Below are 11,162 nucleotides of genomic sequence, written 5' to 3'. Positions count from 1 at the left end.
AGATGCGAACCAGTTCGGTGTCGAGGAATGCCATGAGCGTGCACTTGCGTCGGGAAAGGCGGCAAGTCTAGCAATTCGCCCCCATCCCCCTGCGGCACGCCGCCGGACCCAGCGGCTATCGGCAAGGCCGGCTCCCTTGCCGCGAACACGAAAAAGGCCACCCGACGGGTGGCCTTTTCGCGACTCTGTATGGTGGGCGATGCAAGGATCGAACTTGCGACACCTGCCGTGTGAAGGCAGAAAAGCGGACTTTTACGGACTTGCATGGACGCACTAAACCGTTGAAATACCTTGCTTCTAGTCCTTGCGCGTCCGGTCGAGTGTGCTATAGTTTTTCCGTACTACGTCCGTACGGAGAAAATCATGGCCCGTTTCGAGATCGACAAGGTTCGCGTTCGCAACCGTCTAGCCGTCCGGCGTGAGCCATATTGGGGCGCTCCGATCGCGCGCGGCCTGTTTGTCGGATTCCGCAAACTGGACGGCGGCGGCACCTGGATTGCCCGCCAGCGTGACGACGACGGGCGCCAGCGCTACAACGCCATCGGCCATGCTGATTCGATTCCGTACGATGACGCGGTGAAGGCTGCGCACGCATGGGCCAAGCAGGTAGATGCCGGCGTTGACACGTCCGAGGTGCAGACCGTCGAGGATGCGTGCAAGGCGTACGTCAAGGACCGCCGCCGCGAAGTGGGCGACGCCAACGCCGACGATGCCGACGGCCGGTTCACGCGTACCGTCTACGGCCACACCATCGCCAAGGTGAAGCTGGCCAAGCTCCGCGCCGAGCAGATCAAGGCATGGCGCGCCGGCCTGGACATGAGCGACGCCAGCAAGAACCGCACGCTGTCCGCGCTCAAGGCCGCGCTTAACTACGCCGTGTCGTCGCGGTACGTCGAGGCGGGGCGGGCCATCGAATGGACGGGCGTCAAGCCGCACGAGGTCACCACGCGGCGAGACCTGTACTTGAACCGCGAGCAGCGCCGGTCGCTGGTGGAAGCGCTGCCGGAAGGTGCCCGCCCCTTCGTGCGCGCCCTGTGCCTCCTGCCCTTGCGTCCTGGCGCTCTTGCAGCGGCCACAGTCGCCGACCTGAGCGCGAGGCGGGCCAGCCTACGGATCACCACCGACAAGGCCGGAGAGGGGCGCGTTGTGGCCCTGTCGCCAGAAGCAAAGAAGCTGCTGCAGGGTCAGGCAAAGAGCAAGCTGCCCGCCGCGCCGCTGATCGCCTATGACGACGGCTCCCCGTGGCACAAAGAGCGCTGGAAGCAGCCGATCAAGAAGGCCGCGAAGGCTGCCAAGCTGCCCGCTGGCGTCTGTGCCTACACGCTGCGCCATAGCGTCATCACCGACATGCTCGTGGGCGGCATGGACTCGCTGACCGTGGCGAGGATGGCCGGCACGTCCCTGGCGATGATCGAAAAGCACTACGGGCACTTGCTACATGAACACGCGGCCAAGGCGATGGCGGGGCTGGCGCTGTAGCAAAGGTGCAACGTTGCACCCTTTCGCCCATGGGCGAATTCGCCAATTGGCGAAACCCGCAATGGGTCAACGCTGACCAATTTCCGGCGACCGCCAGAGAAAGCTGGCAACGTTGCCGGTGACCATCAGCCCCGCTTAGCACGGGGTTTTTTGTGGGGGGCGATCTTAGCTTCGCTTTTTTTCTGACCATGCCACATCACTTGCAGACGAGCCTTTGCCACCGCCGCGATCTCAGCTTTTGACATGCCCGATTGTTCAAGCGCGGTCACCTCCTGATAAAGCTCATCCACCATATCAGGGCGATGGAAAGGAAGCGGATTAAAGCTCTGATCGTTAGGTTGCGCATTCACCGCCTCCATGAATGCCCGGTCTGCCGGGGTCATCAGTGAGACCGGAGTGACCATCGCCTTGCCGCCCTTGCTCGCCAGCATCAACTGCACCCATTGATCGCCCGTTATCGGACTCCTCCCCTTTCTGTCCTGCTGTTCCGACAGCATGTCGAGGAGGAGCATCACCGAACGACCGTCAACCCTATATTCCCGCAGAGCGAGTGATAGCAGGTGCTCCGCTGCTTGGCTCAGTGACGTCTGACGATCACGAGCAACAAGCTCTAACCCGAACATCAATTTCGGTCGCAGGCTGAGAGTGACTCGTTGCAGTTTCTCACCCGGTGCCCGGCGCGGTCTGCCGCCCTTGTTTTTGGGTTCTGACATGGAATCTCCGGTGTGCGGGTTCTTTCGTGTTGAGGGCACTTTACATCCTAATAGGTTTGGGTGTACAAGTACGTTCGTGCAGTTTAGTATGCACAAACGTCCATAACGAAACGGAACCCAACCATGACGCAACCAAGCAACCCTCCGCAGAAACTCGCCTACGGCATCACCGAGGCGGCCCTACTCATCGGCAAGTCCCGCAGCGCCCTGTACGAAGCCATGACCAGCGGGACCATCGCCAGCTACAAGGACGGCAGGCGCCGCATGATCAGCGCCCGCGCACTGGCCGAGTACGTCGATCGCAAGGAGCGCGAGGGGAGTAAAGCCGCATGAACAACAAAACGCTATCGCACGACACAATCGACGCCTGCACCCTGCGACTGAGCGGTGCATACGCCATCGCCGATCTGCTGTCGGAGTGCAATCAGGATGAACTCTGCGGGGGCACGCTTTCCGCCATCGCCTATCTGCTGATGCAGATGCTGGAGGAAACCAGTGATCTGATCTCCGGAAACAAGGAGGCGCAGTCATGAAGAACGAAGCCAACGGTCTCACCATCCGATCCACCTTCGGCATTGTCCCGTGCATCGACAATTATTTGTTCGAGGTGCGCGCCGGCATTGACGCCAACCTCGCCACGTCGAAAGCCGCTTGCCTGGCCGAGTCGATCGAGGACATCGCCACTCAAGCCGTGCAGGATGGCATGACCCCGGAAGTTGCCTATCTGGTGGCGTTCGCCGCCGACGCCATCGGTGCGCTGATGACGAGCGTTGATGGCGCCTGCAAGCGCACGGAGCGCCCATGACCGGCGACCTGGACCTGAGCCGCCGCCTCTACGCCGAACCTTCGGGCGCGGAACTGCTGGCGGCACTCCCTGCCCTGGCCGAGCGTATCCACGCCGAGCTGGAAGCGCTGGCGGCTGATCCGAGTCGTAGTCGGTGCGATGGCGTGGCGCTGTCCCTGTACGGCGTGACAGCGCACGTCCAGCGACTGCGGATGGTGGCGGGAGAACGGACGTGAGCGACCAAACGGAAGGCTACCGGGAAGGCTTCCGGGAGCGCGTACAGGGCGCGCCCGTGGTGACCGTGCAGACGGCCAGCCAGTGCACGTTCCTGCCCTTCACGGCGCTGCCAGCGGCCTACGCAGGGCGTCGCGTGGCCCTGGTGCTGCTGGATGCCGGAGACACGGATTACGCCAATGAAAAAGCCCGCATTGCGAGTGCGGGCTGATTCGATAACACAACGATGTACTGACGGGCCCATCTTACACGATGGCCATTTTGGAGGGAACACATGGGAAGGAAGAAAGAGAACCGATTCAGCGATATTGGCAAGGAAGGCGCGCTCCTCTTGCCAAACTCTCTGATTCGCCATCCGAACATGGCCATGTTGTCGCCGTACGGGGTCAAGCTGATTGTTGACCTTGGCACGCAATACACCGGCTTCAACAACGGCTATCTGTGCGCGTCGTGGTCGCTCATGAGCCTACGGGGCTGGAACTCGCCCACCACGCTGCACAAAGCGATGCTGGAATGCGAGTACTACGGGTTGCTGGTGCGAACGCAGAGTGGCGGACTCAATAAGCCGAACCTGCACGCGTTTACGTGGCGCCGGATCGACGAAAAAACCGACAAGCCGCTAGCAATCAACCCGACCGGTAAGCCATCCGATGCTTGGAAGGAGCCGCGCGAAAAGTACGTCTATCAGAAGCCGATGTCCAGCCGCTCCTTCCGGTCTCGGAGCAAAAAGAGGCGGCATGAAAAACGCGTCGCCTAATACACCTGGTGTATTCACCTTGTACACCACGTGTATTAGTCAGCGAGAAGATGGGCGAAAAGTGCCAACCACCAATACACCAGGTGTACAAGTCAGCCCCTTTTTTGGGTTCCCACTAATACACCAGGTGTACACCTTAAAAGATTACCAGGCAGTAGGGCGCTCTTGATCCTGTGCTTTTGAGGCTCCAGAGGCTCTGAAATAGCCGACGACCCCACGAAACCGTTACGAAACCCAGTGGGTTTGTCCGCAAAGCGTCCGCATGCCAAGCGGACATTCGAAACGAAGATGGAGACACCGATGGCAACTGAACTGGACAAGCTGCTGGCGCTAGCGGAACGCTCGCGAGGCTGGGCCTTCCGTGAGTGCCCGCCGCAGCGGATGCGGCTGCGTGGCGGCTGCGAGCTGGTCGTGATCCCGCCCTGGCTGTGGCGCCCGCGTGTCGGCCTGCGCCCGCGCCCCGTGTGCGCGCCGATACCGTTCCGCAAAGTGGGCTGACCCATGACCAACGCCTGGCGGGGCGAAACAAAAGCAGCAGACGTGCCGGTATTTGGCGCGGGCCGTATCAGTGCGCTGGGTCTGGACGACCCGGACGCAGCCGACGCGGGCCTGGACGTTGCCGACGAACTGACATTTTCCGCAGGGAGTGATTCGGACAAACCGACGCAACTGGAATACCTGCCTGTCGAGCGCCGGGGCGATCTGTGGATTCGCGTTGACAAGGAAGGCAAGGTGCACGCGGGCGTAAAGGCGCCACGGAAGGCGGGCATGGTGGCCCGCAGGTCAACAGATCAATCCGCCCGATGGATGGGGTTCTCCATGATCGGAAAGGGCCGCCACGACGTAAGGCCGGATCTGCTGGCCTTGGTGTGGCAACGCAATCTGATCGGCGTGGAGCGCTGTATCCAGTACGGCGCTAACTACTTGCTGGCGAGCGGTCACCATCGGAACATGGATATGTTGCAAACCGCTGCTGCTGACGCGCTGCTGATCCTGGTCTATGGCGAGACACGCGGGGATGGGGACGGCGACCAGGAGGTGGGGCAATGGATTAAGTGCCACCGACCGCACCGGCCGACGCTCCATGAGAGGGATAGGCAATTCAAGCGGAGGAACGGCACGTTGGCCCCGCTGCGCAAGGCAGCCCTGAAGGTCTATCGCCGCCGCTACCGTGAAGCCGTGGCGCTCTTTGCCGACGCGGACAACTGGCGGCCGACACCGACCGGACGCAGCTTCGCGCGCGCATTCGCTGAACCTGCCTGGTTGCCAGATTCCACCAAGGTGGAACTGTTCGGACCAATGGCGCAACTGTTCCACGACCGCCATCCGACCGTGCCGCCCACAGATTGGATTAGCGGACGGGGACGATTAACTTCCACCGATCGCTATAATGGTATGCAGACGGATTCACACCGCCATGATGAATTTGTCTCGCGCAGCCGCTCCGCGTAATGGGCGGCCACCTCATTAACTGGCGGAGAAAGAAAATGAAGAAATCGAGGATTTAGAACTTCGACGGCTGCGAGGTGGCGGCATGAAAGCCATCACCCATTGCGACGGCTGCAACGCCCGCTTCCGCTTCGGCCAACCGTCGGCAGAGTTCGGCTTGGATGACGATGCCGGCATCCCCATCCGCTACCGGCTGTGCGGCCCGTGCTTTATCGCCATAACGGACGACACCGAACAAGGCCGGTTCATCAACGCCCGTGCCACGGCAACCGCCAGCAAACGCGCCCATGGAGTAATCGCCGCATGAACAGTCAACGCATGACGACGATCAAGCTGTCCGGGCAGATGGGCAAGAAGTTCGGCAGAGTGCATCGCGTCCACCTGGAAACGAACACCACGGCAGAGGCCATCCGTTATTTGTGCAGCTAGTTTCCGGCGTCCAAGGCGTACCTGGCCGGCGCGAAGGATTAGGGCATCGGCTTCGCGGTCTGGCGCGGCAAGGAAAACATCACCGAGGACCAATTGCACGACCCCGTGGGCCATGACGAAATCCGCATTGCCCCCATCATCATGGGCAGCAAGAACGGCGGCGTGGTCAACATCATTCTGGGCGCGGTGCTGATTGCGGTCGGCTATCTTGTGCAGGCTTACCTTTACGGCGCACCAAACCCAATCAGTAACGCACTGTACGCGGCAGGCACTTCCATGATCCTTGGCGGCGTCGTCCAGCTCCTGACCCCCGTCCCCCACGGCACAAAGAACAAGTCCGTCGATAACGAGCCGTCCTATTCGTTCAACGGCGCGGTGAATACCCAAGCCTAGGGCAACCCCGTGCCGCTGCTGTATGGTCGCATGATCGTGGGCAGCGCCGTGATTTCCGCCGGCATCAATGCCGAAGACTACTCGCCGAAGAATGCGGGCATCGACGGCGGCGGCACCGTCCCCGGTGGCGGCCCGTGGAACCCGAAAACCCCCTATGACGAGCTTCCGGCATGAGCCTGTCCTGCATGGGCTGTGGCCGTGTCCTGAAACGCCATCGTGGCAAGCGCCACCACTGCGCAAGCGTCGCCTGTCGCTGGTACTACCGGCGGGCCATGAAGTTGATAAAGGCGGGACGGTTCTACCGCAACGAGAACTGCTGAAACCGATTGAGGGAGGCTAATGTTGGCAGGGGGAGATAAAACGAACTGTGCCAATAAAGGCTAGACAAATCATACACTTACGACATACGCTTCCGTACGTACAGGCTGGCACCTGCCCTAGCAAGGCAGATGCAGTAGTAGCTAACACATTGATATTGCAAGAAATAACCATTTTCTTTCATATCGTACGGACGCCAGTACGGAAAACCATCTCCGGACTTTTCACCGCGACACCGACTCGCACAAACAAAAGGAACACCCATGACCCGCACCATCGAACAGATCGCCACCACCTGGGCCGACCGCGCCGAGGCCGCGAGCACGCTTCCGACCGCCTAGGCTGTCCACCACGTCGCAGATTGGGGCCAGTACCTTGCCCAAGCCTTCCGGGGCGCCGCTGGAAGCCCTACGCGGGCCGCCTTGGCCGAACTGCAAGGCCATGTCACTGGCGCCGCCGGAGCCCTTCTGGCGCTCGCGTCTCGCCTTCCTGAAACCGGCATGGTGGAGGCCGACACTGGACCTATCCCGCGATTGAAGCGGACGCGGTACTGAGCGCCATGGAAACCCCAGCTAACAACGTCGTGTTGTTCCGGCCCCGCATTACGCATGACGTCAACGCCGCTTGGATCGCGCCCGCCGTGTTCGATCAATACAGCTACGCCCTAACGCTGGCCTTGGCTGCTGTGGCACGTGAACGTACGCCAGCGGCCATTGAGAAGGCGCAGTCCATGGTCAAGCTATTGAACGAGGTCCTGGCCTGCCTACATAGCGAGGCAACCAAATGAACAACCGTACGACGCTGACCAACGCACTCGCCACCAACGCCAGCCTTGCCATATAGGGCGCGATCGACGACCCGTCTCCCGAGACCATGCGGGACGCCCTAGTTGCACTGGCGCACTTGGAGGCTGTGCTGCGCGCCTGGCAGGCAGAGGTGACCCCATGAAGGGCTACAGGGACAACCGTGGCCGTGCCTGTCACACCTGCGAACACGAGCGGCGACCCGAGATCGAGCTGCGCCTGGCTAGCGGCGCGCCGGTCCGCGTGGTGGCGGCGAAGTACGGCATATCAAAGGACTCGCTGTACCGCCATCGCCAGCTGCACATGCCCGCTGAACTGGTGACGCAGTTGCAGGCCACGGGGCGCCGAGTCAATCCCGCTGACTTGCAGGAGCTGAAGCGCACCGAGTCCGAGGGGCTGCTGCAGAACCTGGTGCACGAGCGTGCACGTCAGCAACGCATCGCCGACAAGGCCGAGGCTATCGACGACTTCGCCAACGCTACCCGCGCCAGTGTCGCTGCGCTCAAGTCATCGGAGCTGATCGCCAAGTTGCTGGGTGACATCAAGACCGGCAACGTGACGACGAACATCCTGCTGGCCCCTGAGTTCCACGCCTTCCGTACGGCTGTCATCCAAGCCCTGCGCCCGTACCACGACGCCAAGCTGGCGGTGCTGCATTCGCTGCAGCAACTTGAACACAGGGAGGTCATCGACGGTGAATGCACTGACGCCACTAGCCCGTGACTTTGCCCGCGCACTAGATCCGACCCGCGTCATGCACGATGCGGGACTGGCCCCCGATCCGTGGCAGACCGACCTACTATGCAGCACGGCGGACCGTCACCTGGTGCTGTGTTCGCGGTAGGCGGGCAAGTCCACCACGGTCGGCGCGCTGGCACTTAATACGGCGCAGTTCGATCCCGGCCTGATCCTGCTGGTGGCACCGGCGCAACGGCAATCCGTGGAGTTGTTCCGCAAAGTGCGCGACTTCCACAACGCCCAGCCCGATGCACCGAAGATCACGAACGAGTCGGCACTGCGGCTGGAGCTGGAGAACGGTGCGCGCATCATCGCGTTGCCGGGTACCGAAGCCACCATTCGCGGCTACTCCGCGCCCAAGCTGGTTATCGTGGATGAGGCGAGCCGTGTGGATGACAGCCTGTTCACCGGCTTGCGTCCGATGCTGGCGACGAACCAAGGCCGCATGGTGCTGCTGACCACGCCGTGGGGCAAGCGCGGTTTCTTTTACGAGGCGTGGGCACATGGCGAGGGATGGACGCGCACGAAGATCACCGCCGCCGAATGTCCGCGTATCAGTCCCGAGTGGCTGGAGGCCGAGCGCAAGACGATTGGTGAATGGCAGTACCGGCAGGAATACCTTTGCGAGTTTGTCGATACCGATGAATCGTTTTTCAGTTCTGATTTGATCGAGGCTGCGATGCGGCCTTGTGGAGGTGCATTGTGGAAATGATCCGGCCCGACCTGTTCAAGTACTCGACCCGTTACTTTGTAGGCGTGGACTTGGGGCAGACGTTCGACCCCACTGCGATTGCGGTAGTGGAACGACAGCGCGCGCAGCGGCTGTAGGACACAGTACCCGAGCCCCCGCCCACCGAATACAACCTGCGCCACCTGGAACGGTTGCCACTAGGCACGAATTATCCGGCCTAGGTGCAATACGTCGCCAGCCTGTTACGCCGCGAGCCACTGTCATCGCACGAAACTGCAACCTACGTGGACCAGACCGGCGTCGGCCGCGCCGTGTTTGACATGTTCCGCCAAGCGCACCTGTCGCGCCTCTACGGCGTCACCATCACCGGGGGCAGTGAAGTAACCCGCGACGGCGATGGCTGGCATGTAGCGAAGCTGGATCTTGTGAGCCGGCTTCAAGCTCTCTTGCACTCCAAAGAGCTGGCCGTCGAGCCTACGCTGGAGGACGCGCCCGCGCTGCTGAAGGAGCTGCAGGATTTCCGCGTCAAGTTCAGCACGGCAGGAAACCCTATCTTCGGTGCCCGCGAAGGGGCACACGATGACATTGTGCTGGCGACCGCCCTCGCCATCTTCGGCGCTACCCAGCCTGAGCCGGCGACGTCCATCAACATCAGGTGGGCGATGTAAGGCCATCAAGGCCGCGCGACAAGCCGGCGAGTGTTGCGTTTGCTTAAATAACCCCGGCAGTCCGGGCGGGAGGGTGCTACCTCCCGTGACCGGACATCACTCAACCAACTAGCGATGCAACACATGAGCTATCAGATCCCCAACCCGACCAATGACAAATTCATCGAAGGACTCAACCGCATGAATGCAGAAGTGACCAACCCCAACCCATCGACCTAGATCGTCAACACCGATCCGGCGCCGCTGTACTACTACGCCAACCCCGGCGACCGCAGCGAGATGCCCGTCATCCTGGAACAACCGCGCGGAGCGGATGCCCTGGTTGACCAGTTCCGTGACCAGATCGAAGCGGCGCAGCAAATTACTACAGAAGCCGCCGAGGCGGTGGCGGCGGTCAACGCCGACCCCGACCTGAGCGATGAAGGCAAGGCCAAGCGAATCGCCCAAATCAACCGCGACGCGCTCAAGAAGCTGGGCGAGACCGCCGACACTCTCGATAAGCACGGCGGCATTGTGCGAGAGCAGATGATTGAACCGCTGCCTTACGTCGAGGCATACCAGACCGGTGACTACGCGACTCCGACCATCGACGTTCAGCTGGTGCAGGCATTCAAGGGTCTGGACAACAACGCCCGCATGCAGGCCATTGCCGCTATGCAGAGCGGTGGCGATCAACGGATGTGTGACGCCATCCTGCGCATGCCGGCGATCCTGACGGGCCTGTCGCACACGGTACTCGCCAACCTGCGCGAAGCCGCAGTGAATCGGGCACATCCCGAGGAAGTCCAGCGGCGGCGAAGTTTGGAACAGGCAGCGTCGGCGGCGAGAATCATGATCGGTCGCACGGTGGACAAGGTAGCCCGCGACGGTCGCCTGAGCCGGCAGGAACAGCGCGAGACGCTAGGCGAAGCGGCGAAACACTTCCCGCACCTCTACTGACCCACAAGCGGCGGGCTGGTTGCGACTGGTCCGCCGCGAGGATTGAACGATGACTGACAACAAAGAACCAAGCGCGCAGAGCGTGCCGGTGCTGATTGTGCGAGACGGATAGTCGGACGCTGCCGCAAGGCTTGCTGCCGGCCTGAATGACGATGCTGACGTGGTGCTGGTGCACGTCAAAAACTGCCGGAGGAATACGCATGGCACGTTCGACTGAAACCGCAAGCCTCATCCTCAAGGCCGACGCCACCCAAATCACCAAAGGCAGCGAAGCGCTCGACAAGCTGACCGTCTCCGCCGATGGTGCGCAGAAGTCCGTTGAAAAGCTTGGTGAGACAGAGGAACAGGCGGCCAAGCGCATCAAGGATATGGTCGCGTCCAGCATGGAACAGGTGCGGCAACAGAACGCTTCGATAGCGTCAGGCCAGCGCCATGTGCAGATGACCGACGCGCAACGTGCGGCGGTAGACAAGCTGAAGGCCAGTACCAATTCGCAGGCTGATATTTCCGCCCGTGGTGCCGCGCTACTTGCCGCCGAGGATCGCGCCCGCAAAGCTGCGACCGTAGGCGTGGCGGAGTAGACCGGCGCGCTGGCGAAACTGCTGGGCCAGATCGACCCGACCATTGCGGGGTATGAACGGCTGGACGCGATGCAGGCGAAGCTGGCCGCATTCAAGAAGTCCGGTGCAATCTCGGGCGATGACTATGTACTGTTCTCGGGCAAGATTGCCGGCATGCGGCAGGAGTTGGACAAGGCTGGCGCACCA

At 61.6% G+C, this 11,162-nt stretch carries 19 protein-coding genes and 1 pseudogene; 19 read left to right on the top strand and 1 reads right to left on the bottom strand.

From position 1 onward, the window contains the following. The first annotated feature begins 363 nt into the window (after positions 1 to 363). A complete protein-coding gene (locus B1991_RS18375) occupies positions 364 to 1,479 on the top strand; it encodes a tyrosine-type recombinase/integrase (RefSeq protein WP_136260117.1) in 1,116 nt (371 codons plus the stop codon). A 125-nt stretch (positions 1,480 to 1,604) separates the two neighbouring features. Here B1991_RS18375 and B1991_RS18370 read toward each other — a convergent pair whose 3' ends face one another. Further along, a complete protein-coding gene (locus tag B1991_RS18370) occupies positions 1,605 to 2,192 on the bottom strand; it encodes a hypothetical protein (protein ID WP_136260116.1) in 588 nt (195 codons plus the stop codon). A 123-nt stretch (positions 2,193 to 2,315) separates the two neighbouring features. Between B1991_RS18370 and B1991_RS18365 the strand changes: the two genes are divergently transcribed. From B1991_RS18365 to B1991_RS18290, 18 genes and pseudogenes are all read left to right on the top strand, one after another. Further along, on the top strand, positions 2,316 to 2,525 hold the full coding sequence (locus B1991_RS18365; RefSeq protein WP_136260115.1) for a helix-turn-helix domain-containing protein: 210 nt from the start codon (positions 2,316 to 2,318) through the stop codon (positions 2,523 to 2,525). After that, positions 2,522 to 2,725: a hypothetical protein gene (locus B1991_RS18360; RefSeq protein ID WP_136260114.1), complete on the top strand. Its 204-nt coding sequence runs from the start codon at positions 2,522 to 2,524 to the stop codon at positions 2,723 to 2,725. The genes B1991_RS18365 and B1991_RS18360 overlap by 4 nt, the downstream gene beginning before the upstream one ends. Beyond that, positions 2,722 to 2,997: a hypothetical protein gene (locus B1991_RS18355; protein ID WP_136260113.1), complete on the top strand. Its 276-nt coding sequence runs from the start codon at positions 2,722 to 2,724 to the stop codon at positions 2,995 to 2,997. The genes B1991_RS18360 and B1991_RS18355 overlap by 4 nt, the downstream gene beginning before the upstream one ends. Next, positions 2,994 to 3,212, top strand: a complete 219-nt coding sequence (locus B1991_RS18350; RefSeq protein ID WP_136260112.1) for a hypothetical protein — start codon at positions 2,994 to 2,996, stop codon at positions 3,210 to 3,212. The genes B1991_RS18355 and B1991_RS18350 overlap by 4 nt, the downstream gene beginning before the upstream one ends. After that, positions 3,209 to 3,421 (top strand): hypothetical protein, encoded by a 213-nt coding sequence (locus tag B1991_RS18345; RefSeq protein ID WP_136260111.1) that lies wholly within the window; start codon positions 3,209 to 3,211, stop codon positions 3,419 to 3,421. The genes B1991_RS18350 and B1991_RS18345 overlap by 4 nt, the downstream gene beginning before the upstream one ends. A gap of 63 nt (positions 3,422 to 3,484) precedes the next feature. Further along, on the top strand, positions 3,485 to 3,967 hold the full coding sequence (locus B1991_RS18340; RefSeq protein WP_136260110.1) for a hypothetical protein: 483 nt from the start codon (positions 3,485 to 3,487) through the stop codon (positions 3,965 to 3,967). A 300-nt stretch (positions 3,968 to 4,267) separates the two neighbouring features. Further along, positions 4,268 to 4,465 (top strand): hypothetical protein, encoded by a 198-nt coding sequence (locus tag B1991_RS18335; protein ID WP_136260109.1) that lies wholly within the window; start codon positions 4,268 to 4,270, stop codon positions 4,463 to 4,465. A gap of 3 nt (positions 4,466 to 4,468) precedes the next feature. Beyond that, a complete protein-coding gene (locus tag B1991_RS18330; protein WP_136260108.1) occupies positions 4,469 to 5,419 on the top strand; it encodes a hypothetical protein in 951 nt (316 codons plus the stop codon). An 82-nt stretch (positions 5,420 to 5,501) separates the two neighbouring features. Next, positions 5,502 to 5,723: a hypothetical protein gene (locus tag B1991_RS18325; RefSeq protein WP_136260107.1), complete on the top strand. Its 222-nt coding sequence runs from the start codon at positions 5,502 to 5,504 to the stop codon at positions 5,721 to 5,723. After that, positions 5,720 to 5,845 carry a hypothetical protein gene (locus tag B1991_RS19150; RefSeq protein WP_281280656.1) on the top strand — a complete coding sequence of 42 codons (126 nt, stop codon included), beginning with the start codon at positions 5,720 to 5,722 and terminating at the stop codon, positions 5,843 to 5,845. The genes B1991_RS18325 and B1991_RS19150 overlap by 4 nt, the downstream gene beginning before the upstream one ends. 93 nt (positions 5,846 to 5,938) lie before the next feature. Further along, entirely contained in the window at positions 5,939 to 6,238 is a 300-nt protein-coding gene (locus B1991_RS18920; protein ID WP_210772178.1) for a tail assembly protein, read from the top strand. A 9-nt stretch (positions 6,239 to 6,247) separates the two neighbouring features. Further along, positions 6,248 to 6,412 carry a hypothetical protein gene (locus B1991_RS18915; RefSeq protein WP_210772177.1) on the top strand — a complete coding sequence of 55 codons (165 nt, stop codon included), beginning with the start codon at positions 6,248 to 6,250 and terminating at the stop codon, positions 6,410 to 6,412. A 703-nt stretch (positions 6,413 to 7,115) separates the two neighbouring features. Next, positions 7,116 to 7,343, top strand: a complete 228-nt coding sequence (locus B1991_RS18315) for a hypothetical protein (protein WP_136260106.1) — start codon at positions 7,116 to 7,118, stop codon at positions 7,341 to 7,343. A gap of 157 nt (positions 7,344 to 7,500) precedes the next feature. Continuing rightward, positions 7,501 to 8,082, top strand: coding sequence for a helix-turn-helix domain-containing protein (locus tag B1991_RS18310; RefSeq protein WP_136260105.1), 582 nt, complete (start codon positions 7,501 to 7,503; stop codon positions 8,080 to 8,082). Positions 8,083 to 8,218: 136 nt separating this feature from the next. Next, positions 8,219 to 8,809 (top strand): annotated as a pseudogene (locus tag B1991_RS18305) (terminase large subunit domain-containing protein); the annotation flags it as partial. 200 nt (positions 8,810 to 9,009) lie between these two features. Further along, positions 9,010 to 9,456, top strand: coding sequence for a phage terminase large subunit family protein (locus tag B1991_RS18300; protein ID WP_246031235.1), 447 nt, complete (start codon positions 9,010 to 9,012; stop codon positions 9,454 to 9,456). A 279-nt stretch (positions 9,457 to 9,735) separates the two neighbouring features. Then, positions 9,736 to 10,395, top strand: coding sequence for a hypothetical protein (locus tag B1991_RS18295; RefSeq protein WP_136260103.1), 660 nt, complete (start codon positions 9,736 to 9,738; stop codon positions 10,393 to 10,395). 200 nt (positions 10,396 to 10,595) lie between these two features. After that, positions 10,596 to 10,976: a hypothetical protein gene (locus tag B1991_RS18290; RefSeq protein WP_136260102.1), complete on the top strand. Its 381-nt coding sequence runs from the start codon at positions 10,596 to 10,598 to the stop codon at positions 10,974 to 10,976. Positions 10,977 to 11,162: the final 186 nt, after the last annotated feature.

Source organism: Rhodanobacter lindaniclasticus, from assembly GCF_004799035.1.
GTDB classification, from domain to species: domain Bacteria; phylum Pseudomonadota; class Gammaproteobacteria; order Xanthomonadales; family Rhodanobacteraceae; genus Rhodanobacter; species Rhodanobacter lindaniclasticus.
The sequence above is the reverse complement of the archived record's forward strand: the minus strand, read 5'-3'. Positions and strand labels throughout refer to the sequence as shown.